Raw genomic sequence first — 23,829 nt, forward strand, 5'->3', positions numbered from 1 at the left:
GCCGATGAGGATGACCGACGACCCGGACACCTGCGAGCGCCACGGACACTACTGCTTCGAGCTCCCCCACCATCTTTGAACTCGACGACGACGGCGAACTGCACTACATCCCCCACGCCGACGCGCTGCGCCCGCAGATGGAAGCCGCCGCCCGGGTGGCGCTTCCGCGCTGCGGTGGAGCCGCCCTCACACCGGTGCCGGAGGCGACGGTCACCTTGCTCCCCGCGCTGTTGGTGGAGCGCGAGGTCACCGACGCCCTGGTTGACTTGCTGATCGCCACAATGCATCGGGTGGGTGCGCCTGCCGAGCGCAAGGTCACCGAGGAACCCATCAACGCCTTCAAGCGGGTGTGGGGCAAGGAGAACCTCCTGTTCACCCCCTCTGACTAGCAGTTCAGCAGCCCACTGTCCCTTTCTCCCGTACTTGGTCTGCCCCCCGCTTCACTACACAATGCGAATCTGTGGAGTTGTTCAGATCGGCGGATACTCCCTCCAACCTGCCCGCTTAACGGGCATATTCTTGGGCGAATCGTGCCAAACTCCCTGGAGTCGCCATGTTCTTCGGCATCACCGATATCTGGACCTACGTCGTCGGCGCGTTCTTCATCATCCTGCTGCCGGGGCCGAACTCGTTGTTCGTGCTCTCGACGGCCGCGCAGCGCGGCGTCAGGGCCGGATACCGCGCCGCGATGGGCGTCTTCCTCGGCGACACGGTGCTGATGGTGCTCGCGGCGGCGGGCGTGGCCTCGTTGCTGCGGTCGAACCCGCTGCTGTTCACGATCGTGAAGTACGCCGGGGCCGGCTATCTGGCGTGGATCGGCTTCCAGATGCTCCGCTCGGCCTGGCGGTCCTGGCGGGACGCCGGGGAGACCGGCTCGGTCTCGGGCGAGGGAGCGACCCGGCCCGCGGCGCGTCCGTTCAGGAAGGCGCTCACGGTCAGCCTGCTCAACCCGAAGGCGATCCTGTTCTTCGTCTCGTTCTTCATCCAGTTCGTCGACACCACGTACGGCGCGCCGGCGCTGTCCTTCCTCATCCTGGGCGCGATCTGCCAGATCTTCAGCGTGCTCTATCTCTCCGCGCTGATCTTCGCCGGCACCTTCCTCGCCTCGCAGTTCCAGCGGCGGCGCAGGCTGTCGGCCGGGCTGACCTCCGGGGTGGGCGCGGTGTTCCTCGGGTTCGGCGCGAAGCTCGCCACCACCAGCCTCGGGTGAGGCGTCCTTCGACGTGGACGACTGCTTATTCCGTTGGATGGACCGTGACACCCCGAGTCGTGGGGTACCGTTGGCCAGCGACACGCCTCGCGCCTTGAAACGTTACTATGCCGTAACCCCGACGAGACCATCCCCGGACGCCTGAGCCACGTATTCCCGGGTAGCCGCCGGAACCCGGCCCCGGTCGTCGGCCGACCTACGGAGCGATCTTGACTCATCCCCCGGTCACCCTCCCCCGCCTCACCGCCCTCGCCAGACAGGCGGTGCCGCGGTTGCTCGAGGGCGTGGTCGCGCCCCTCGTCGTCTTCTACGCCGCGCTGGCGCTGCTCGGGTTCACGGGGGCGCTCGTCGCGACGGTGGCCTGGGTCTACGGAGGAGTGGCCTGGCGGCTGGTCCGGCGGCAGCGGGTGCCGGGCACGATGGTCGTCGCCGCGCTGGCGATCACCTTCAGGACCGTGGTCAGCCTGTGGCTCGACGACTCCATGGTCTACTTCCTCCCGCCGGAGCTCGGCACGATCTGCATCGGCGTCGTCTTCCTCGCCTCGGTCGGGGTGCGCAGGCCCCTGGTGCAGAAGCTCACCCTCGACTACATCCACCTGCCCTCGGCGGTGCTCAGGCACGAGAGGGTGCGCCAGTTCTTCCTCAGGATCACCCTGTTGTGGGCGTTCGTGCTGCTGACGAACTCCGCGGTGAGCATCTGGCTGCTGCTCCACCAGTCCGTCGGCACCTATCTGCTGGTGCGCACCGCCGCGGTCGCCGTGATCAGCGGGCTGGCCGTCAGCGTCTCGATCTACGCCTTCCGCCGCGTGCTGCGCAAGCTCCACCACGACACCCCGGCCAAGGCCATCTCTCCCGCATAACGCCCCGCCACAGCACAGCGCCCCGGCCAGGACCGTCTCCCCCGCACAGCGCTCCCGCCAGGACCCGTCCTCTCCCGCATGACGGCTCCGCCACTCCCGGGCCAACAACGCCCTCGGCCAGGTGATGGCCAGAGCACACCGGCAGGAACTCTCCCCCACCCCCGCGCTCGTGGCCGGACGAGACGTCAGGTGGCGATCCGCCCTTCCCCCGGCGGCGCAGCGGTGTACCTGAGGGGGTGGTCACCCCCGACGAAAGTGGGGGGTTACGGACGACCTTCGGGTCTGTGGCGGGCAGGTCGTCCCTTCGTAGCGTCGTGAGGGTGGGGCTTGGGCCCCTGAGAGACCTACGGGAAGGGCCACCTGACTTTCGGGGGCATCCCGGATGTTCCCTCGGCATCTATCCCGAAATGGTTCATAGGTGCCGTCCCCCTCGGACTCCCGGAGAGCTGCGAACAATGACCGACGCCATTATCGATCTTCTGCACCAGGTGATGACCTCACCGTGGGTGTACCTCGCGCTGTTCACGGTGGCACTGATCGACGGCTTCTTCCCCGTGGTGCCGAGCGAGACCTCCGTGATCACCGCGGGCGTGTTCGCCGCGACCGGTGATCCGAACGTCTTCGCGGTCATCGCCGTCGCCGCGCTCGGCGCCTTCGCGGGCGACCACGTGTCCTACCTGATCGGGCGGACCGGCGGGGCGCGGGTGCGGGCCCGGCTGAAGCCCGGCACGGCACGTCACAAGGCGTTCTCGTGGGCCGAGCGGGCGCTGGCCGAGCGGGGCGGACTCGTCCTGGTGGTGGCCCGCTACATCCCGGGCGGCCGGACGGCCACCACGATCACCATGGGCGCGGTCGGCTACCCGCTGCGTTCCTTCTCCATCTTCGACAGTCTCGCGGCCGGCTCCTGGGCGATCTACTCGGTCATGATCGGCTACCTGGGCGGCCTGGCCTTCGAGCAGGACCCGATCAAGGGACTGCTGCTCGGCCTCGGCATCGCCTTCACCATCACCGCACTGGTGGAAGCGGTCCGCTACGTCCGCAAGCGCCGCGCTCCCGTCAGGGAGGAGGAGCCGAGAGTCCTGGTCTCCCCTGAGGGGTGATCAGGGGAGGTTCCCAGGGACATCCCCGATTGTCCCGGCGCTGACCCACTGAATGTCCATCCTCGGGTCGCCCATATGAGGCGTCTCGGTCATCTCGCCATGTCTTCATCCTGTTGAAAGGAGTCCCGCATGACTGTGCTGGCGGCCTGCGTAGCCCTGCTGGGCTCGCTTTTCTTCGCCCTCGGCGCCGCGGTGCAGCAGTTCGAGGCCGCCCGCAGCGCGGAGCAGGGGTTGCTGCGCCTGGCCAGGCGGCCCCGGTGGCTGCTCGGCGGCGTCTCGATCCTGACCGGCGGCGCGCTGCACATCGTGGCGCTCAGCCTGGGCCCCCTCACGGTGGTCCAGCCGATGGGCGTGGCGAGCCTGCTGTTCGCGCTGCCGATCGCCGCCGCCCTGCACGGCCGCAAACCGCAACGGACCGAACTCGTCGCGGCGGCCACGGTCGCCGCGGGGCTGATCGGCCTGGTGCTGATCGTGCCCGAGCCCTCGGGGCCGACCAGCCTCTCCAGTTCCGGCGCGCTCACCCTCCTCGCGATCGCCGCCGTCGTGGCGGTGCTGCTGTGGCTGGCCGCCCGGCCCGCCACGCCGTCCGTCCGCGCGGGACTGCTGGCCATGGCGTCGGGAGTCCTGTACGGCGCGACGGCCACGCTGACCCGGGTGATCGTGGACGGCACCTGGGAACCGTGGTTCTTCCTCGCCGTCCCGTTGCCCGCCCTGATCGCCCTGGCCCTGCTCCAGCGGGCGTACGCCGTCGGCCACTTCGGCGTCGCCTTCTCGGTCCTTCAGGTGGCCGACCCGCTCACCGCCGTCGCCTTCGGCGCCATTCTGCTCGGCGAACCCCTGCCCACCGGCACCGCCAGCCTGCTGACCGCGTTCGCGGCGATGCTGCTGGCCGGCGCGGGCACCGTCGCTCTCGCTCGTACCACCCCCCTTCACCACACACACTGAACCGGAGCACCACCATGGCCTTGACCGCCACCGTCGATTCCGCCGCACCGGCCCCCCACCGGCTCGCCGTACGGCCGCGCCGAATCCTGATCGCGACCGACACCTACCTCCCGGACGTGAACGGCGCCGCCTACTTCACCCACCGTCTCGCCACCGGTCTGGCCGCCCGCGGGAACGACGTGCACGTCGTCTGCGCCTCCGACGAGGGGCCCGCGCGGACCGACGTGATCGACGACGTCAACGTGCACCGGCTGCGCTCGGCACGGGTGCTGGTCCACCCGACCATGCGCATCTCCGTGCCCGCCCGGCTGGACCGGCTGGTCTCCTATCTCTCGCCCGACGTGGTCCACACGCAGGGCCACTTCGTGGTCGGCCGGGCGGCGGTCGCCGCGGCCCGGCGCGCGGGGGTGCCCGTCGTGGCGACCAACCACTTCATGCCGGACAACCTCTTCCAGTTCGTCCGCATCCCCGAGCGGTTGCGGGCGAGGGCCGGACAGCTCGCCTGGCGCGACTTCAACCGGGTCTTCTCCCGCGCCGACCACATCACCACGCCGACCAGGATCGCCGCCGGCCTGCTCTCCGACAAGGGGTTCACCCGCGACGTCGAGCCGGTCTCCTGCGGGATCGACCTGTCGCGTTTCCACCCTCATCTGGAGCCCAAGGCGTGGGCCAGGAAGCGCTTCGACCTCCCCGACCGCGAGACGATCCTGTTCGTCGGGCGGCTGGACGAGGAGAAGCGGATCGACGAACTGATCCGCGCCCTGCCGCACGTGCTCAACCACCGTGACGCGCAGGTGGCGCTGGTGGGAAACGGGAGCCGTCAGGCCGAACTGCGGCACCTCGCCGACCGCATCGGGGTCGGCGAGCGCGTGCACTTCCTCGGGTTCGTGCCCGACGAGGCGATGCCGCAGGCGTACGCGGCGGCCGACGTGTTCGCCATGCCGGGGGTCGCCGAGTTGCAGAGCATCGCGACGCTGGAGGCCATGGCGTCCGGCCTGCCCGTCGTCGCCGCCGACGCGATGGCGCTGCCGCACCTGGTCCGTTCCGGCGAGAACGGCTTCCTCTACCGGCCGCGCGACGTGCTCTCCCTGGGCAGGCACCTCACGACGCTGCTCACCTCCGACGGCCTCCGTACCACGATGGGCCGTGCCAGCCGCGAGATCGCGCTCGGCCACGACGACCAGTCCTCCCTCGCCCGTTTCGAGGAGATCTACGAGAGGCTCTCCGCATGACCTCGCTCACCGGACCGGGTCACGGCCTCGCGGGGAGCCCGGAGCTCAGGGCCGCGACGCGAATCACCGCGGGGCCCGCGGAACCTCCGGCGCTCGTCCGGGTGCAGGCGTGGGCGGCGGCCGCCGGGCCGGTCGTCGCGCTCGCCGCGATGCTCTACGCGCATCTGCTGCCCGGCATCGGGATCAGCCCGCTCACCGGCCTGGTCAGCGATTACGCGCTCAGCGACGGCGGGCACGCGGCGATCCTCGTGGCCACCCTGGCACTGGCGTGGAGCTGCCTGTGGAGCGCCTACGGCATGGCGCAGGCCGACCCGGCGCGGACCGCCGCCACCCGGGTGCTGCTGATCGCCGCCGCGCTCGGCCTGGTGCTGACCGCGATCTTCCCCACCGACCCGACCGCCGGGGTGAGCACGATGGGCGGTGAACTGCACCGCTGGTCGTCGGCCCTGGTGTTCACCGGCCTGCCGTGCGCCGCCTGGATGCTCGCCCGCAACCGTCCCGAGCACCCCCGCTGGGGTTTACTCAAGGGCATGGCGCTGGTCTCCGGCCTCCTGCTGGCGGGCTTCCTCGCCGCCCACCCGGCCGCCCTGACCTCCGACCTCATCGCCGGCGGCTCCTACCACGGTCTGCTGCAGCGCCTGCTGCTGTTCAGCGACATGGCCCTGCTGCTGGCCGTCGCCACCGCCCTTCCGTTCACCGGAGCGAGACATCAGGGGAGAAATGTCCCAGTTACGTCGTCGGGGTGAACCTACGGTAACGTAACTTACGGTCTCGTAGATCGTAAGGGAGAGCACTATGCGTGAGTGGACTCAGACCGAGTTGCTGCACGAGCTCGAGCCGGTGGTGGCCGGGGAGCTGGACCGCCACCTCGCGGTGGCCAAGGAATGGTTTCCGCACGAGTACATCCCCTGGTCGGAGGGACGCACCTTCGATGGGGTGCTCGACGGCGAGCCGTGGCTGGAGAGCGACTCGAAGCTGCCGGAAGCGGCCAGGACGTCACTGATCGTCAACCTCCTCACGGAGGACAACCTGCCCAGTTATCACCACGAGATCGCCACGACCTTCGGGCGTGACGGGGCGTGGGGCACCTGGGTGCACCGCTGGACGGCCGAGGAGGGCAGGCACGGCGTCGCGCTGCGCGACTACCTGACGGTCACCCGCGCGGTCGATCCGGTCGAGCTGGAGCGGGCCCGCATGGTGCACATGGGCGTCGGCTTCACCACCGAGTACGGCACGATGCTCCAGCAGCTCGCCTACGTCTCCTTCCAGGAGCTGGCGACCCGCATCTCCCACCGCAACACCGGCAGGGCCTCGGGCGAGCCGAACTGCGAGCGCCTGCTCGCCAGGATCGCCGCCGACGAGAACCTGCACATGCTCTTCTACCGCAACCTGCTCGGCGCGGCCTTCGAACTGGACCCGAACCAGACGATGCGCGCGGTGACCGACGTCGTCACCACCTTCCAGATGCCGGGCACCACCATCGAGGGGTTCACCCGCAAGGCCCTGATGATCGCCAACGAAGGCATCTACGACCTGCGCCTGCACATCGACGACGTGCTGATGCCGGTGCTCCGCCAGTGGGCGGTGTTCGACAAGGCCGACCTGAACGGCGAGGGCGAGAAGGCCCGTGAGGAGCTCGCCGCCTTCCTGGCCAAGCTGGAGACCTCCGCCACGCGGTTCGTGGACCGCCGCGCGGCCCGCCGGGCGGCGGCGGCCTCCGCGTGACCACCACCACGTCCAGGCGGACCGCCCTGGTGACCGGGGCCTCACGCGGCCTGGGCGCCGCCATCGCCGAGCGTCTCGGGGCCGACGGGTGGCACGTGGCCGTCAACTACGCGCACGACACCGCCGGGGCCACCGCGGTCGCCGAACGGGTCTCGGCCGCGGGCGGCAGCGCCCACCCGGTCCGCTTCGACGTGACCGACGAGCAGTCCATACGGCAGGGCATCGCCGCGATCGCCGGGCGGTCGGGGCCGATCCACGTCGTGGTGAACAACGCGACCGGCCCGCAGCCCCTCATCCCGGCCGAGCGGCAGTCGTGGGACGACCATCTCGCCCAGCTCCGCTTCTTCGTCAAGGCGCCGCTGCTGCTCATGCAGGCCGTGCTGCCCACGATGCGGGAGGCCGGGTCGGGGCGGATCATCAACATCGGCAGCGAGGTCACCGACCTGGGCAACCCGGAGATGGGCCACTATGTCGCGGCCAAGGCGGCGATGCACGGCCTGACCCGTTCCTGGGCCCGCGAGCTGGGCCCGCTCGGGATCACCGTCAACACGGTCGAGCCCGGCTGGATCCCGGTCGAGCGGCACGGCGATGTCACCCCCGACGACACCGCCCCCTACCTGCGCGGCGTGGCGCTCGGGCAGATGGGCGTCCCCGCCGACGTGGCCGACACGGTGGCGTTCCTCGCCTCCACCGGTTCCCGGTTCATCACCGGTCAGCGCCTCGCCGTCAACGGCGGTAAGACCATGGCCTGATTTCATCACTTGTTGACTTCCTGGGTGGGCAGGATTAGCGTCGGCTTCATCACCTCGCCACGAGGCTCTGAGGAGCGCGCATGGACATCACCGACCCGCCCCTCGTCATCGACCTGGCCGAGGTGACGGCCGGGATGCTGCCGCTGGTGGGCGGCAAGGCGGCCAACCTGGGGGTGCTGATCGGCGCCGGGCTGCCCGTGCCCGGCGGATTCTGCGTCACCGCCGAGGCCTACCGCCGGGTGGCGGCGGAGGCCGGGCTCGACGAGGTCGCGACCGAGTCGGTGGCCGACGCCGGGCGGGCCAGGGAGCTGCTGCTGGGCGTGCGGGTGCCCGACGAGATCGTCCGCGCCCTGCGCGAGCGGGTGCGCGGGCCGGTGGCCGTCAGGTCGTCGGCCACCGCCGAGGACCTCCCGTACGCCAGCTTCGCCGGGCAGCAGGACACCTTCCTCAACGTGGTCGGCCCCGACGCCGTGGCCGACGCGGTGCGCAGGTGCTGGGCCTCGCTGTGGAACGACAGAGCGGTCGCCTACCGGCAGGCGGCCGGCGTCGACCACCGCGGGGTCAGGCTCGCCGTGGTGGTCCAGGAGATGGTCCAGTCGGAGGTCGCGGGGGTGATGTTCACCGCCGACCCGGTCACCGGACGGCGTCGCAGGGCGGTGATCGACGCGGCTCCCGGCCTCGGCGAGTCCGTGGTCTCCGGCGCGGTCAACCCCGATCACTTCGTCGTCGACATCCCCTCCGGCCGGATCGTGCAGCGCCGTCCGGGCGACAAGCTGCTCGCCGTACGATCGTTGCCGGGCGGCGGGGTGCAGCGGGTGGCGAACGGCGCGGAGGAGCGGTCCTGCCTCACCGACGGGCAGATCGGCGCGCTGGCCAGGCTGGGCGCCGAGGTGGAGGACCACTACGGCGCGCCACAGGACATCGAGTGGGCCGTCGACGGCGACGGCACGTTGTGGCTGACCCAGTCGCGTCCCATCACCACGCTGTATCCGGTGCCGGAAGGGCCTGACGGGCTGCGGGTCTACTTCTGCGCGAGCGTCGCCCAGGGGCTCTACCGGCCGATCACGCCGATGGGCATGTCCGCCTTCCGGCTGCTCGCCTCCTCGATGGCCGCGGAGTTCGGCTTCCCCGTCGCCGACCGGCACGCGGGACCGCCCATCTTCGCCGAAGCGGGCCAGCGGCTCTTCCTGGACGCCACCGGGGCCATGCGCAGCCGCGTGGGGCGCGCCCTGATCCCCCGGGTCCTCGACTTCATGGAGGCGAGGTCGGCCGTGGTGATGCGCGGCCTGTTCGACGACCCCCGCCTCACCGTCACCCAGCGCTCGCGGCTGCCCGCCCTGCGCAGGGTGGCCAGGCTCGCGCTGCGCCACCGGATTCCGCCCCGGGTGCTCAAGTACCTGCTGCGCCCGCACACCGCGGCGGCCGACCTCGCCCGGCTGGAGGCCCGGCTGACGGCCCGCCTCAAGGCGCCGCCGCGTCCCACGTCCACCGCCAGGCTCGACTACGCGGACCGGGCGCTCAGCTCGGCGATGATCACCGTGCTGCCCGCGGTGTTCCCCGCGATGGCGGCCGGGTTCGCCTCGTTCGGGCTCGCCTACCGGCTGCTCGGCGAGCGGGCCACCAGCGCGGAGTTGCAGACCGTCCTGCGCGGCCTGCCCGGCAACGTGACCACCGAGATGGACCTGGCCCTGTGGGCGCTGGCGAACCGGCTGCGCGAGGACGAGCCGGCCACCCGCCTGCTGCTCGACTCCTCCCCCGCCGACCTGTCCGCCCGCTACCGGACCGGCGGGCTGCCGCCCGTGGTGCGCGAGGAGCTCGCGGCCTTCCTCGCCAGGTACGGCATGCGGGCCGTCGCCGAGATCGACCTGGGCCTGCCCCGCTGGTCGGACGATCCGGCGCACATCCTCGGCGTGGTGGCCAACTATCTGCGGCTGGAGGACCAGTCGATGGCGCCCGACGCGCTGTTCGCGAACGGGGCGGACGAGGCCGTCCGCATGATCGCCGAACTCGGCCGCCGGGCGGGCGGGGCGCGCGGCCGGCTCGTCCGGGCGGCCCTGCGCCGGGCCCGCACCCTGATGGGGGCGCGGGAACTGCCGAAGTTCCTCATCATCACCACCCTGGCGGCGGTCCGCGAACAGCTCGCCGAGGTCGGCGCCGAGCTCGCCGGGCAGGGCAGGCTGGAGACGCCCGGCGACGTCTTCTTCGTGACGTTGTCCGAGGCGAGGGCCGGGCTCGGCGGGGCCGACCTGCGTACGGTCGTGGCCGAGCGGCGCGAGACCTACGGGCGGGAGCTGTCACGGCGCAGGGTCCCGCGCATCCTGCTGTCCGACGGCACCGAGCCCGAGGCGGTCGCCGCGGCGGCCGCCCCGCCCGGCGGCGCGATCACCGGCACGCCCGCCTCGGCGGGCTCGGTGACGGGCGTCGCCAGGGTCGTCCTCGATCCGGAGGGGGCGAGGCTGGAGCCCGGCGAGATCCTCGTCTGCCCCTCGACCGACCCCGGCTGGACCCCGCTGTTCCTCACGGCGGGCGGCCTGGTGATGGAGATGGGCGGCGCCAACTCGCACGGCGCGGTGGTCGCCAGGGAGTACGGCATCCCGGCGGTGGTCGGCGTCGCCCACGTCACCGAGCGGGTGGAGACCGGCCAGAAGATCACCGTGGACGGCACGTCCGGCACCGTCGTCCCCGCCTGAGAGGGTTCACTCCCGGGCGGCGAGGGGGAATGATGCTGAACATGACGCCGGACAAGGTCTACGCCGAGGCGCACGCCCGCAGCATCGCCGACCCGGAGGGCTTCTGGGCCGAGGCCGCCGAGGCGGTCGCCTGGACCCGAGCCCCCCGGCGCGTCCTCGACTCCGGCGACCCGCCGTTCTACCGGTGGTTCCCCGACGGGGAGCTGAACACCTGCCACAACGCGCTCGACCGGCACGTCGAGGCCGGGCACGGCGACCGCCTGGCGCTGATCTACGACAGCCCGGTCTCGGGTTCCCGCGCGTCCTACACCTACGAGCGGCTCCGCGACGAGGTCGCCCGATTCGCCGGGGTCCTCCGCTCGCTGGGGGTCGGGCGCGGCGACCGGGTCGTGATCTACATGCCGATGGTCCCCGAGGCGGTCATGGCCATGCTGGCGTGCGCCCGGCTGGGCGCGGTCCACTCGGTGGTGTTCGGCGGGTTCGCCCCCAAGGAGTTGGCGGCCCGGATCGACGACGCCCGGCCGAAGGTCGTCGTCGCCGCGTCCTGCGGCATCGAGCCCACCCGGGTCGTGCCGTACAAGCCGATGCTGGACGCCGCGCTGGAGCTGGCCGGGCACGCGCCCGAGCGGTGCGTGATCCTGCGGCGCGAGCAGGCGCCCGCCGAGCTGGGCCCGCGCGACCTCGACTGGCACGAGGCGATGAGCGCCGCCGAGCCCGCCGGCTGCGTGCCGGTCGCGGCCACCGACCCGCTCTACATCCTCTACACCAGCGGCACCACCGGACGCCCGAAGGGCGTGGTCCGCGACAACGGCGGGCACGCGGTGGCACTGCTGTGGAGCATGACGGCGGTGTACGGCATGCGGCCGGGCGAGGTGTTCTGGACCGCCTCCGACGTGGGCTGGGTCGTCGGCCACTCCTACATCGTCTACGGTCCGCTGCTGCTCGGCGCGACCACCGTGCTGTACGAGGGCAAGCCCGTGGGCACGCCGGACGCGGGGGCGTTCTGGCGGGTCATCGAGGAGTACGGCGTGCGGGCGCTGTTCACCGCGCCGACCGCGTTCCGGGCGATCAAACGCGACGATCCGTCGGCGGCCCTGCTCGGCGAGTACGACATCTCATCGCTCCGGGCCCTCTTCCTGGCCGGCGAACGCCTCGACCCCGACACCTACCACTGGGCGACGGACCGGCTCGGCGTGCCCGTCATCGACCACTGGTGGCAGACGGAGACCGGCTGGCCGATCGCCGCCAACCTGCGCGGCCTCGCGCCGATGCCCATCAAACCGGGCTCCCCGACCGTGCCCGTCCCCGGCTACGACGTGCGCGTCCTCGACCCGGACGGCCACGACTGCGCGCCCGGCGAGGAGGGCGCGATCTGCCTGCGGCTGCCGCTGCCGCCCGGCACCCTGCCCACCCTCTGGCACGACGACGAACGCTACGCCGAGTCCTACCTGACCGCCTTCCCCGGCCACTACCTCACCGGCGACGGCGGCTACCTCGACGAGGACGGCTACCTGTTCGTGATGGGCCGCACCGACGATGTGATCAACGTCGCCGGGCACCGGCTGTCGACCGGCTCGATGGAGGCGGTACTCGCCGCGCATCCCGCCGTGGCCGAGTGCGCCGTGATCGGAGTGGCGGACGAGCTGAAGGGGCAACTCCCCCGGGGGTTCGTGGTGCTCAAGAGCGGCGCGCAGGTCGATCCGGGGGCGCTGCGCGCGGAACTCGTCCAGGCGGTGCGCGACCAGGTGGGCGCGGTCGCCGCCTTCAAGCAGGTGGACGTCGTGACGGCGTTGCCGAAGACCCGCTCGGGCAAGATCCTGCGCAAGACCATGCGCGGCATCGTGGAGGGTACGGCGGAGCCGGTGCCCTCGACCATCGAGGACCCCGCGGTCCTCGACAGCCTCCGCGCGGCCATCGCCCGCGCGGACGGGTAAGAGATCACGGCAGGCGCACCGGGAACCGCCGGTAGCGGGCGGCCGGGGTCCCACGGGCCTGGAATCGGGTCCTGCGGGCCTGGAGCCGGGTCCCGCAGGTTTGGAGCCGGTCCCGCAAGGTCTGGAACCGAGGTTCCGCGCCTGGAATCGGGTCCTGCGGGTCTGGAGCCGGTCCTGCGGGTCTGGAACCGGCGGAGACGGTCGTCCGGTGCCGTGATGGCGGCCGCCACGCGCCGGCGTTCTGCGCGTCCAGATGGGCCCGCGGACGCCGGGCGCCCGCGGCCGGGGGCGCCAATGAGGCTCGCCGTACATCGGGCGTGACCTCCCGTTCGGCTCCTGTTGGGGCAGTGCGCCCGGACTTTCCGGCAAGTTGCACGGACGCAGACCGTACGGATAACGTAACCCACCGTAGCCGCCTTCCCTGGTAACCGGCGAAGACGCAGACCTCGGGCAACCCGCTATCTGGGGAGAAGAGTATGAGACTGGACTTTGTGGGCGTTGATCCGGCCAATCCGAATGACGACTGTCCCGCGGTGTTCGTGGACCCTGAGACGGGAGATTTCTTCTTCCAGGGCGACACGGTTACCGATCCGGACGTATTAGCGTGGATCAACTCCGACAGCCGAATCAAGGACACAGAGTCAGTTGTGCGACTCCCGGTCCACATGGCGGAGATCATCATGGAGGCGGCCAGTGGTGGTTACGAGCGCGGTCGGCGGCGTTTCTCGCGTGAGACGCATCCCCGGCCCACTGAAGACCTACGGTCCAGGCGAGAGCAAGCCGTCGTTCGCTGCGCTGCTGGCCGGGTGCACCACATCGGCGGTGCACCTGGAGATGCACGACCAGCACATGACCACGGATCAGGGCTACCTGGCGTGGAAGGCGGGCCTCCCCCAGCCTGACACCGAGAGCATGAAGGCGTTCCGGGCGATGATCAGGGGAGCGGTCATTCGCGGCGTGCGGGTGCGGCGGGCCCGGATCGTCTCCGAACCGGCGAGCGACTACGTGCGTTGGGAGCACAGCCTCACCTCCGGCCACAACATCGCCGCCGGTGAGCTCGTCCGCTGGCTGCCGCGCCCGGTCGCCTCCACCCTGGCGATTCCGGGAAACCCGTTCTGGATCTTCGATGGGCGGCTTGTGCGCTTTACCCTGTTCAGCGGCAATGGCGAGGTCACCGGACACCAGTTCACCGACGACCCCGCCGTCATCGACGGCTGCCTGACGGCTTTCGAGACGGTGTGGGAGATCGCAATCGACCACAAGGAGTACCGTCTCCATGGCAACTGACCATCAACGTGCCTTCCTCATCCTCCTCCAGCGTCCAGCAGGCTAGGCAGGCCCTTGCCGACCAGCTTCGAGAGATCCGCCTCAGCGCCGGGCTCTCCGCGAAGGAGCTGGCGGCGCGGGCCGGCTGGCACGGCAACTCGAAGGTGAGCAAGATCGAACACGCCATCCGGCCGGCATCGGCCGAAGACGTCCGCGACTGGTGCCGCGCGTGTGGCGTCTCCCCGCAACGGACCGTCGAACTGCTCGCCGAGCAACGGGCGATGGCCGGCATGTGGGTCTCCTACCAGCGGCTGAACCGGGCCGGCCTGCGCCAGGCGCAACTGTCGGTGCGCCCGGTCTACGAACGCGCCCGCCTGATTCGCGCCTATCAGTCGCGAACCTTTCCCGGGCTGATTCAGACCGCCGCGTTCACCACGACGACCCTGGAGCAGGTCCGCATTCGCCAGGGCGTGCAGATGGACGATGTCGCCGCCGCCGTCGCGGAGCGGATGGATCGCCAGCGGGTGCTCCGGGAGGGCCGGCGCAAGTTCGTGTTCGTCCTGGAGGAGGCCGTTCTCCGGTATCGGCTCACCGAGCCCGCCGCGCACGCCGAGCAACTCGCGCACCTGCTCGAGGTGATGAAGCTCCCCTCCGTTTCGCTGGGCCTGATTCCGCTGGCCGCCGACCGGGTGTGCAATCGCCCCGTCGAGGGGTTCGTCCTCTTCGGCGATGAACAGGTGTCGGTCGAGTTGGTGTCCGGCTACTTGACGATCACCCAGCCGGGTGAGATCGAAATGTACGCCAGAGAATTCAACGCGCTTTCGTCCATCGCGGTGTACGGCAATGCCGCCCGGGAGTTGATCGCCGCTGCGCAGGAGGCGCTTAACTGAAGGGGGCAATTTTGGGCAACATCATTGAGCGCCGCGTCGGCGGGCTCCTACCGTCACAGCATGACCCCCGGACAGAAAACTCATGGCAACGACGCGCTCACCGGCCGATCCGTTCCCGAACTGACGGGTGAACAAACAGACATCGCCGTCCCCGAACTCACGGTGGAGCAACATGACATCGCTCTGGGGGTCGTGCGGAGACTGCTGGCCGCACGGGGCCTTCATACCCACCACGTGAACCACGTCGGGCTCACCCTTCTCGCGGGACGCCCGCCATGGGGCTCCGGCGCGCTCCGCCATTACGCCCCCGAACTGCTGGTGTTCGCCCCGCTGGGATGGCGGGTCGCGACGGTCAGCGTCGGCGCGAGTTCCGGATCCTATTTCGTGTCCGTACCGGCCGCCGGCCCAGAGCCGTATATCGTCCCTGCCGACCTGCCCGAACAGGTGGCAGAACTGATTCCCGGCTACCAGGAAGGCACGGCGGACCATTTAGGGACGCCCCATTATTGACGCCGAAAAGAAAAGGCGAACCATTTCTCAGGTGTGCGGATCAGAGCCGGGCGAACGAAGAAGAACGGCCCGGCGCCACCCGGATCAAGTCGAGAAGCAACCAAGTTGAAAGCAGATCTTCAGCGACGCATTTTACCTTTCCAGTATGCGGATCAGATGGATTGTCTCGGGGGTGCTGGCGCTGATGACGGCCGGCGGCGGTGCCATGGCGTGGGCGATCATGCAGGGCGGGCCCTCGGCTCCGCCGGACGGACCGTGGCCGACCGACGGCTGGGTGTGGGTCGCGATGTGCGGCGAGGACGACCCGCAACCGCGCTGCTCCGGCCGGGGCCCGGCGACCGGCCCGGAGGAGAGGTCGGTCATCGCGACCCTGAGCGGGCTCCCCGGCATCTCCGGGGTGGAACCCTCGGGTGCGAGCGCGATCGTCAAGGCCGCCATGCGTGACCGGGAGCGCTTCCCGCAGGTGAAGGCCGCGCTGGAGGGGAAACCAGGCGTGGCCGGCGTGACGGGCGTCCCGAAGGGTTTCTGGCAGGGGAAGTCCGACGTCGGCGTACTGCTCTGCACGGCGCACGGGTGTGACGGCCGGGGCGCCGCGACGGAGCCCGAGAAGGACGCGATCTACGAGTGGCTGCGGGCCCAGCCCGAGGTGGCGGAGGTCTACTTCGCCGACCGTGCGCACGCGGTGCGGACGGCCGAACACGACGTCCGGGGCGGACTGCTGAACGGGAAGCCGGACCCGGACCCGGCCGAGTCCTTCCACGTCAAACTTCTCCGGCCCGACCGGTCCGCAGCCATCGAGCGAATCCGCCTGGCGGTCAAGAACCTGCCGGGGGTGCATTGGGCGGGCTACGGCCAGCCTTGATCCAGATGAATCCGGCCTACGGACGGCAGGGTGCAGTGGGTGAGCTTCGGCCAACCTTGATCCGAATGAATCCGGCCAGCGCGCGCGGCAGGTGCAGTGGGCCGGCATCGTCCAACCCCTGATCCGGATGAATCCGGCCGCCCCGTGGCAGAACGCAGTGGGCCCGCTTCGGCCGGCCCTGATCCGGTGCTCACGGATCACCGCCGAACCATCCGGACGGGTGCGGACGAGACGCGTTTCGTCGTCTTCCATTGACACGCGAGCGATCGTGGGATCTGCTCCGGATCATCACGTGCACACCGATGCCGGTGTGCGGTCCGAGGAGGAGACCTGTGCGTCTGCGCATCGCGTTGACGAGCCTCACGCTGGCGGCGGCGTCGATCACGACGCCGCCGGCCCTGGCCGAGCCCGTAGCCCCGACCGGCGTCCAGCGCGGATGCGATCCGCTGACGGGCGGCGACTGCCTGCTGCCGTTCCCCAACGACTGGTTCACCACCGAGGCCCGCACGCCGACCGGGCGGCGCGTGGATCTCTCCGTGGAGAGCATGCCGAAGAACACGGCGGGCACCCCCGTCGATCCCGCCCTGTGGAATCTGGCCGACGGCTTCTCCCCCGGGTCGATGCTGCTCGCGCACGTCCCCGGCCTCGACCTCGTGAAGACGGGCGCGGCACCGGTCACCGACGTGGGCCGTTCGCTGCGCAGGGACGCGCCGATCGTGATCGTCGACACCGTGACGGGTGAGCGCCATCCGTACTGGGCCGAGCTGGACGCGAACGCGACCGACCCCGCGCGGCGGGCGCTGATCGTGCGCCCCGCCAGAAACCTCCGGGAAGGCCGCCGTTACGCCGTCGCGCTGCGCGGGTTGAAGGACGCGGCGGGCGAGATCCTGCCCGCTCCTGAGACCTTCGCCCGGCTGGTCGCAGGCAGGCTCGGTTCCGGGGACCCGCTCGCGGAGCGGCAGCGGGCGCTGCGCCGTACGTTGGTGGATCTGGGGCGGGCCGGGGTCGGGGTCGACGGCCTCCAGCTGGCCTGGGAGTTCACCGTGGCGAGCGAGCGCGGGATCGCCGGGCCGGTGCTGCGGATGCGCGACGAGTCGCTGCGTGCGCTGCGGGGACGGTCGCCGGAGTTCACCGTGGCGTCGGTCACCGACTTCACCCCGGCGCAGGACGCGCACATCGCCCGCGAGGTCACCGGCGAGGTGCTGGTGCCCAACTATCTGGACCGGCCGGGCGGCCCGCCGGGGGCGAACCTGAACAGGGGCGCGGACGGGCTGCCCCGGCCGCTGGGCGACCTGGCGCGGGCGTCGTTCCAGTGCGAGATCCCACGCTCGGCGTTCGATCGTCCGGCCCGGCCGGCCCTCTACGGGCACGGCCTGCTCGGCAGGGCGACCGAGGTGCGTGCCGGTAACGTGCGCGCGATGGCGGGCGAGCACAATCTCCTGTTCTGCGCCACCAAGTGGATCGGCATGGCGGAGGAGGACGTGCCGAACGTGGCCGGTGTCTTCTCTGACTTCTCCCGGTTCGGCACGGTCGCCGACCGGTTGCAGCAGAGCCTGCTCAACTTCGTCCTGCTCGGCCGGGCCATGCTCACCAAGGACGGGCTGGCCGGGCACGAGGCGTTCCAGGACGAACGGGGGCGCTCGCTGATCGACCGGCGGGCCACGCTCGCCTACGACGGCAACAGCCAGGGCGGTATCGCGGGCGGCGCGCTGGTGGCGGTCTCCCCCGACATCAGGAACGCCGTGCTGGGCGTGCCGGGGATGAACTACAGCACCCTGCTCAACCGCAGCGTGGCCTTCGCGCCGTTCCAGCAGCTCATGAACGGCCACTATCCGGACAAGCTCACCCAGCAGCTCTGCTTCGCGCTGATCCAGATGCTCTGGGACCGGGCGGAGACCAACGGCTACGCCCAGCACCTCTCCGGCGATCCGCTGCCCGGCTCGCCCCGGCACCGGGTGCTCCTGCACGTGGCCTTCGGCGACCATCAGGTGTCCACGGTCACCGCCGAGGTCATGGCCCGCACGATCGGCGCCGGGATCCACCGTCCCGCGATCGCCGCCGGCCGCAACCCGGATGTCGTGCCGTACTGGGGGATCAGGAGCCTGCCGCGCCGGCCGTACGCCGGGTCGGCCATGGTCGTCTGGGACAGCGGGACGCCCGCGCCGCCCCTCACCAACACCGCCCCGCACGGCCCGCAGTACGGCCGGGACGCACACGAAGACCCGCGCCACGACAGCGTGGCGCGGGTCCAGAAGGCCTACTTCTTGGCGTACGGCCTGTTCTCCGACGTCTGCGAGGGTGCGCCCTGTACGGCGGAGCCGGTGACCTGAGCGCGGCCCCGCTGGGGCAGCTGGTAGGCCCACTGCCAGACGAGCTCCAGCGGGCCACGGTCGAAGCGGCGCAGCCACAGCGAGGTCAGCACCATGAACATCAGGCAGATCCCGGCCCAGGCGCCGATCACCCACCAGGGGCGGAAGTCGGCGAAGCGGGCGGCGAGGCCGAATCCCCAGCCGTAGCAGAGGACGGCAGCCGCCAGGTTCTGGAAGACGTAGCTGGTCAGGGCGCTCCGGCCGACGTTGGTGACGCTCCGGCGCACCAGGCCGGGGGTTTCGCGCATCTTCGCGACGACGGTGGTGATCAGGCCGAGGAGGCCGAGCGCGACCATCGGCGGCAGCAGGTAGCGGTCGACCAGGAACCAGCCCGGGTCGGCGTAGGCGGTGACCAGGTTCAGCGGCAGCGCCACGCCGAGCCCGCCGATCATCAGCTTGGTCCGCAGCTTGGCGCCGCGCTCGCTGGTCTCGAACACACCGGCCCGCATCAGCCGCGAGCCGAGCAGGAACAGCACGGTGCCCATCGGGATGATGAAGACCGCTTCCATCCGGTAGACCGCCAGCAGGTCGAACCGTGATATGACCTGGTCAAGCCAGGTCCCATGGGTGAAGAGGTCGGTCGACTCGCCGTTCAGGCTGGTGGTCTCGGTGAGCATCCCGAGTGTGCCCAGCAGGACCACGGTCACGTGCAGCGAGCCCATGCCGATCATCCAGCGGCGGACCGACCCGGCGCTGCGCCCGATCAGGTAGGCGACGATCAAGGAGGTGATGGCGTAGCCCATCAGCACGTCGAACTCGAAGATCAGGAAGTAGTGCAGCAGTCCTTCGATGAACAACAGGCCGGCCCGCCAGAGATACCAGCCGGGCCACGGGGTGCCCCGGCGTTTCGACGACTGGTACTGCAGTTCCAGGCCCACGCCGAACAGCAGGGTGAGCAGCCCGAGGAACTTACCGTTAGCGAGGAAGCGCAGGAAGGTCTCCACCGCCCCCGAGCTCGTTCCGAGCAGGTCCGCGGGTCCGTTCGGGCTGGTGAAGATCCAGATGTTGGTGCCGAGGGTGCCCATGATGGCCACTCCCCGGAGCACGTCCAGCACTTCGATTCGCTTCATGTCTTTACGATCTCGCGCGAATCGGCCCAGGGCATCGTCGATGCGGCCCATTCCCGTGGTCCCCCGAACGATGTACATCGTGGAACTAAGGGTTGAGCTCGTTCAGCCGGGAGTAGCGCCGCCCGCCGGTGCGCGGAGCCGGGGGTCACGAGTCGAAGCCGAGGCCCAGCCGGTCGAGGGTGCGCAGCCAGAGGTTGCGCCGTCCCCGGTGGGCGTCCGCGCGGGCCAGCGACCACCGGGTCAGCTGGATCACCCCCGAGCGTAGCGGCTCCGGCGGGAAGGGGACCGGTTTCTCGCGGACCATCCGCAGCCGGGTGCGTTCCGTCTCCTCTCCGGCGAGCAGGTCGAGCAGCACGTTCGCGCCGAACCGGGTCGCCCCCACGCCCATGCCGGTGTAGCCGGCCGCGTAGGCGAGACGGCCTCCGTGCGAGCGCCCGTAGAAGGCGCTGAACCTGCTGCACGTGTCGATGACACCACCCCATCTGTGGGTGAACCGGACGTCGGCGAGCTGGGGAAACGTCTGGTAGAAGTGCTCGGCGAGCCTGACGAAGGTGGCGTCGCGCTGGTCTCGTTCCGGCCTGATCAGCCCGCCGTTGTGGTAGACGGCGTCGTAGCCGCCCCACAGGATCCGGTTGTCGCCGGTCAGCCGGTAGTAGTGGAACCGGTTCGCCGAGTCGCCGACCCCCTGCCGGTTGCGCCAGCCCACGGCGGCGAGTTGCCCGGCGCTGAGCGGCTCCGTCATCAGCGCGTAGTCGTAGACGGGCACCAGGAAGTGGCCGAGCCGGCGCAGCAGCGGCGGGAAGACGCCGGTGCCGAGGGCTGCCTTGTCGGCCGTGACGGTCCCGCCGGCGGTGACCAGCCGGAGGCCGCGTCCCGTGGGGTGCCCGCCGGAGGTGATCGCGCGTACCCGCGTGCGCTCGTGGATCCGCACGCCGGCGGCCAGGCACGCCTCCCGCAGTCCCCACGCCAGGCGGGCCGGGTCGAGCATCGCGCACCCGTCGCGCTCCCACTGCCCGCCGACGTAGGTGGGCGAGTCCACCTCGGCCCTGACCTGGTCGCGGCCGAGCACGTCGAGCCGGATGCCCAGTTCGCGGGCCAGGGCGGCGGCGCCCGCCAGTTCCCTGAGCTGCCACGGCTCGGTCGCCACGTGCAGTTCCCCGGTGCGTTCGAAGGCGCAGTCGATGCCGTGCCGCAGCACCGTCCGCTCGATCTCGTCGAGGTTGGCCAGGCCCAGCCGTTCCAGCGTGCCGATCTCCTCCGGCCAGCGCGCCAGCCCGTTGGCCGGTCCATGGGTCAGCGTCGCCATGCAGAACCCGCCGTTGCGTCCCGAGGCCGCCCAGCCGATCCTGCCGCCTTCCAGCAGCACGACGTCCCGCGCCGGGTCCCGTTCCTTGGCCAGCAGCGCCGTCCACAACCCGGAGAACCCGCCGCCGACCACCGCCAGCTCCGCGCGGACATCCCCCGCGAGCGCGGCGCACGGCTCCGGTCTCGCCGTGCTGTCCAGCCAGTACGGCCTGCGCTCCGCGTCTCTCAGCGCCGTGCGGGGATCCATCCACGTCCTCACTTGCCTGATCAGGTACGGCGGCGCGCGTTGATCGAGTTCACCACGGCGATGGCCGCCCCGGCCGCGAAGATGAGCGTGCCCAGAATGTTGACCTGCGGCGGCACCCCGATCCGCACCGCGCCGTAGATCCACAGTGGGAAGGTCGTGGTGGACCCGCTGGTGAACTGGGTGATCACGAAGTCGTCGATGGACAGCGCGAAGGCCAGCAACGCCCCCGCGACCACGCCGGGCAGGATCATCGGCAGTGTCACCCGCCAGAACGTGACCCACGGCGTGGCCCCGAGATCGCGAGCCGCCTCCTCCACCGACCGGTCGAGCCCGACGACCCTGGCCCGCACGGTCACCGCCACGAACGACACCGCGAACAGCACGTGCGCCACCACGATGGTCCAGTACCCGGTCTCGACGCCCATGCTGACGAACAGCGAGAGCAGCGAGGCGCCCATGACCAGCTCCGGCGAGGAGATCGCCGCGAACATCACCAGGTTGGTCGCCGCCTGTCCCCGGAAGCGGTGGCGGCCGAGGGCGATCCCCATCAGGGTGCCGAGGACCGTGGCGATCACCGTGACGAGCAGCGCGATCGTGATCGAGTCGAGCACGGCGGCGGTCAGCAGGGGGAACTCGTCGAGCCGTCCCCACCAGGCGAGCGTGAAGCCCTGCCAGGAGACGTTCGACTTGCTCCGCGTGTCGTTGAAGCCGAACACGATCATCACGATGATCGGCGCGAACAGCCAGGCGAGGACGAGCCAGACGTAGATCCGCAGCAGCCGGTCGCCGGTTCTCATCGGGCAGCCGCCTCCAGCACGTTCTCGGTGCCGAGCACCCGCGCGTAGGCGAAGATGCCGGCCAGCATCACCGCCATCAGCGTGAACGACAGCGCCGCCCCCACCGGATAGTCGTTGTTGACCAGATACTCCGTCTGGATGATGTTTCCGATCATGGTGTTCGCCGGCCCGCCGAGGATCGCCGCGTTGACGTAGTCGGAGGTCATCGGCACGAAGGTCATCAGCACCCCGGCGAAGATCCCGGGCAGCGAGAGCGGCAGCACCACCCGGGTGAACGCCCCGGCGCGCGAGGCGTACAGGTCCCTGGCCGCCTCCACCACCGAGGGATCGACCCGTTCCAGCGACACGTAGATCGGCAGGATCATGAACGGCAGGTAGTTGTAGACCAGCCCGCCGATCACCGCCGTCGTCGTCTGCAGCACGTGGAAGTCCGCCGCCAGCAGGCCCGCCGACTTCAGCGGGCCGAGCAGCATCCCGTCGTCGGCCAGCAGGAACTTCCACGAGACGGTGCGCAGCACGAAGGAGACGAAGAACGGCAGCAGCACCAGCAGCAGGTACGTCGACTTGCGCGCGCCGCCCCGGAACGCGATCCAGTACGCCACGGGGTAGGCGAGCAGCACGGCCAGAACCGTGCCGGCCAGGCCGTACCCGGCGGAGCGCAGGAACTGGGTCTGGTATCTGGCCAGCGCGTCGGTGTAGTTGGAGAAGGCGAACGTCTGGGCGAAGCCGTTCACCACGTCGCCCTCCTGGGTCGAGACCGAGGCCATGAAGACCATCGGCACCACCAGGAACACCGCCAGCCAGAGCCCGCCCGGCAGGATCAGGAGGTAGGGGGTGAGCCGCCGCACGGCTCAGCCCTGGGTGATCGGCTGGAAGAGGTCCTCGAAGAACTTCTCCTCCGCGCTCGACAACGTCTTGTAGGACCGGAGCCTGGCCTGGTCGGCCTCCGACGGGTAGATCAGGGGGCTCTCGGCGACGCCTTCGAGGAACTTCCGGTCCTCGGCCTTCTTCGCCTTCGCGGCGTGGGCCACGACCAGGTCCCTGGTGGCGGGCACCGGGGTGATGTAGTTGATGTACTCCACCAGCATGCTGGCGATCTCCGGCCGGTAGACGTAGTCCATCAGGGTGAGCGCGTCGACCGGGTTCCGCGCGCCCTTGGGGATGCACATGTTGTCGGTCCAGATCGTGCCGCCCTCGTCGGGCACCACGAACTTCAGGTTCTTGCCCTCCGCGACCTGCTGGAAGATGTCGCCCGACCAGGCCATGGTGATCCACACGTCGCCGCGGACCAGCGCGTCCACGTAGTCGTTCTCGTAGTACTTGCGCACCAGGCCCGCGTCGCGCTGCTCCCTGAGCTTCGCCGCCGCCTTCTCCCAGTCGGATCTGCCCGACCTGTCGGGGTCGATGCCCAGCAGGAACATCGCGAAGTTGGCGACCTCCTGGGTGTCGAGCATCATGCCGATCTTGCCCTTGTACTTCGGGTTCCACAGCTCCTGGAGGCTGGTGATGTCGCCGTCGACGTACTCGGGGTTGTAGGCGACGCCGGTGACGCCGACCGTCCACGGGATCGTGTGGGCGTTGTTCGCGTCCCACACCGGGTTCTTCACCTTCTCGGCGGCGTTGGCGGCGAAGTTCGGCAGTTTGGCGTGGTCGAGCGGCACCAGGTAGCCCAGCGCCAGCGCCCGGCTGAGCTGGATGCCGTTGGTCATGACCATGAGGTCGTGGCCGATGTCCTGGTTCGCGGCGAGCAACGGCTGGATCTTGCCGAACCAGGTGGAGTTGTCCTGGATCGGCTCCTGGTAGGTCACCGCGATCCCGGTGTCCTTGGTGAACCGCTCCAGCGAGGGGTAGTCCTTGCCGTCCTTGTCGATGTAGAGGGGCCAGTTGGCGAACCGGAGCGCGCCGTTCTGCTTCTTGCTCGCCCAGTAATCGGCCACGGCGTCCTTCTCGGGCGGCGCGGCCTTCTTGCCCTGCACGCCGCACGCGCCGAGGGTGAGACCGGCGGCGGCCAGACCGGCGAGCCGGAGGGCGTCACGGCGGCTGTGCGTCATGCCACGGAGGAAGG

21 protein-coding genes are annotated in these 23,829 nt (G+C 70.4%); 16 read left to right on the plus strand and 5 right to left on the minus strand.

All coding sequences use genetic code 11. The features are described 5' to 3' along the window. Positions 1 to 137: 137 nt before the first annotated feature. The 16 genes from MBA17_RS37700 to MBA17_RS37775 all read left to right on the plus strand — a co-directional run bounded on the left by MBA17_RS37700 (position 138) and on the right by MBA17_RS37775 (position 18,306). On the plus strand, positions 138 to 389 hold the full coding sequence (locus MBA17_RS37700; RefSeq protein ID WP_238502383.1) for a hypothetical protein: 252 nt from the start codon (positions 138 to 140) through the stop codon (positions 387 to 389). 164 nt (positions 390 to 553) lie between these two features. Beyond that, positions 554 to 1,210 carry a leucine efflux protein LeuE gene (leuE, locus tag MBA17_RS37705; protein WP_238502384.1) on the plus strand — a complete coding sequence of 219 codons (657 nt, stop codon included), beginning with the start codon at positions 554 to 556 and terminating at the stop codon, positions 1,208 to 1,210. 209 nt (positions 1,211 to 1,419) lie between these two features. After that, positions 1,420 to 2,070: a VC0807 family protein gene (locus tag MBA17_RS37710; protein ID WP_238502385.1), complete on the plus strand. Its 651-nt coding sequence runs from the start codon at positions 1,420 to 1,422 to the stop codon at positions 2,068 to 2,070. A gap of 455 nt (positions 2,071 to 2,525) precedes the next feature. Further along, positions 2,526 to 3,170, plus strand: coding sequence for a DedA family protein (locus MBA17_RS37715; RefSeq protein ID WP_238502386.1), 645 nt, complete (start codon positions 2,526 to 2,528; stop codon positions 3,168 to 3,170). 129 nt (positions 3,171 to 3,299) lie between these two features. Beyond that, positions 3,300 to 4,115, plus strand: coding sequence for a DMT family transporter (locus MBA17_RS37720; protein ID WP_238502387.1), 816 nt, complete (start codon positions 3,300 to 3,302; stop codon positions 4,113 to 4,115). A 14-nt stretch (positions 4,116 to 4,129) separates the two neighbouring features. Next, positions 4,130 to 5,347, plus strand: coding sequence for a glycosyltransferase (locus MBA17_RS37725; protein WP_238502388.1), 1,218 nt, complete (start codon positions 4,130 to 4,132; stop codon positions 5,345 to 5,347). Continuing rightward, the gene (locus tag MBA17_RS37730; protein ID WP_238502389.1) at positions 5,344 to 6,093 is read left to right on the plus strand and encodes a DUF998 domain-containing protein; all 750 of its coding nucleotides are present in this window, start codon (positions 5,344 to 5,346) and stop codon (positions 6,091 to 6,093) included. The genes MBA17_RS37725 and MBA17_RS37730 overlap by 4 nt, the downstream gene beginning before the upstream one ends. Positions 6,094 to 6,142: 49 nt before the next feature. Further along, complete coding sequence (locus MBA17_RS37735; protein WP_238502390.1) at positions 6,143 to 7,072, plus strand: acyl-ACP desaturase; 930 nt, start codon at positions 6,143 to 6,145, stop codon at positions 7,070 to 7,072. Next, a complete protein-coding gene (locus MBA17_RS37740) occupies positions 7,069 to 7,824 on the plus strand; it encodes an SDR family oxidoreductase (protein WP_238502391.1) in 756 nt (251 codons plus the stop codon). Before MBA17_RS37735 ends, MBA17_RS37740 begins: the two co-directional genes overlap by 4 nt. An 80-nt stretch (positions 7,825 to 7,904) precedes the next feature. Continuing rightward, entirely contained in the window at positions 7,905 to 10,514 is a 2,610-nt protein-coding gene (locus tag MBA17_RS37745; protein ID WP_238502392.1) for a PEP/pyruvate-binding domain-containing protein, read from the plus strand. Positions 10,515 to 10,555: 41 nt separating this feature from the next. Then, on the plus strand, positions 10,556 to 12,448 hold the full coding sequence (locus MBA17_RS37750) for a propionyl-CoA synthetase (RefSeq protein WP_238502393.1): 1,893 nt from the start codon (positions 10,556 to 10,558) through the stop codon (positions 12,446 to 12,448). Positions 12,449 to 13,177: 729 nt separating this feature from the next. Continuing rightward, positions 13,178 to 13,735 carry a DUF6879 family protein gene (locus MBA17_RS37755; protein ID WP_238502394.1) on the plus strand — a complete coding sequence of 186 codons (558 nt, stop codon included), beginning with the start codon at positions 13,178 to 13,180 and terminating at the stop codon, positions 13,733 to 13,735. Positions 13,736 to 13,743: 8 nt separating this feature from the next. Further along, entirely contained in the window at positions 13,744 to 14,604 is an 861-nt protein-coding gene (locus tag MBA17_RS37760) for a helix-turn-helix domain-containing protein (protein ID WP_238502538.1), read from the plus strand. A 60-nt stretch (positions 14,605 to 14,664) separates the two neighbouring features. Further along, a complete protein-coding gene (locus MBA17_RS37765; protein WP_238502395.1) occupies positions 14,665 to 15,114 on the plus strand; it encodes a hypothetical protein in 450 nt (149 codons plus the stop codon). A 145-nt stretch (positions 15,115 to 15,259) separates the two neighbouring features. Continuing rightward, on the plus strand, positions 15,260 to 15,976 hold the full coding sequence (locus MBA17_RS37770; protein WP_238502396.1) for a permease-like cell division protein FtsX: 717 nt from the start codon (positions 15,260 to 15,262) through the stop codon (positions 15,974 to 15,976). A 332-nt stretch (positions 15,977 to 16,308) separates the two neighbouring features. Then, entirely contained in the window at positions 16,309 to 18,306 is a 1,998-nt protein-coding gene (locus MBA17_RS37775) for a hypothetical protein (protein ID WP_238502398.1), read from the plus strand. Here MBA17_RS37775 and MBA17_RS37780 read toward each other — a convergent pair. The 5 genes from MBA17_RS37780 to MBA17_RS37800 all read right to left on the minus strand — a co-directional run bounded on the left by MBA17_RS37780 (position 18,234) and on the right by MBA17_RS37800 (position 23,815). Further along, positions 18,234 to 19,415 (minus strand): DUF418 domain-containing protein, encoded by a 1,182-nt coding sequence (locus tag MBA17_RS37780; protein ID WP_238502399.1) that lies wholly within the window; start codon positions 19,413 to 19,415, stop codon positions 18,234 to 18,236. The genes MBA17_RS37775 and MBA17_RS37780 overlap by 73 nt on opposite strands. Before the next feature lie 145 nt (positions 19,416 to 19,560). Next, positions 19,561 to 20,967, minus strand: a complete 1,407-nt coding sequence (locus MBA17_RS37785) for an NAD(P)/FAD-dependent oxidoreductase (RefSeq protein WP_238502400.1) — start codon at positions 20,965 to 20,967, stop codon at positions 19,561 to 19,563. Positions 20,968 to 20,987: 20 nt separating this feature from the next. Continuing rightward, positions 20,988 to 21,764 (minus strand): ABC transporter permease, encoded by a 777-nt coding sequence (locus tag MBA17_RS37790; protein ID WP_238502401.1) that lies wholly within the window; start codon positions 21,762 to 21,764, stop codon positions 20,988 to 20,990. Beyond that, the gene (locus MBA17_RS37795) at positions 21,761 to 22,612 is read right to left on the minus strand and encodes an ABC transporter permease (protein ID WP_238502402.1); all 852 of its coding nucleotides are present in this window, start codon (positions 22,610 to 22,612) and stop codon (positions 21,761 to 21,763) included. The genes MBA17_RS37790 and MBA17_RS37795 overlap by 4 nt, the downstream gene beginning before the upstream one ends. 3 nt (positions 22,613 to 22,615) lie before the next feature. Continuing rightward, complete coding sequence (locus MBA17_RS37800) at positions 22,616 to 23,815, minus strand: ABC transporter substrate-binding protein (RefSeq protein ID WP_238502403.1); 1,200 nt, start codon at positions 23,813 to 23,815, stop codon at positions 22,616 to 22,618. Positions 23,816 to 23,829 lie beyond the last annotated feature (14 nt).

Origin of the sequence: Dolomitihabitans soli, from assembly GCF_022213955.1 — a bacterium.
Lineage (GTDB): Bacteria > Actinomycetota > Actinomycetes > Streptosporangiales > Streptosporangiaceae > Streptosporangium_A > Streptosporangium_A soli.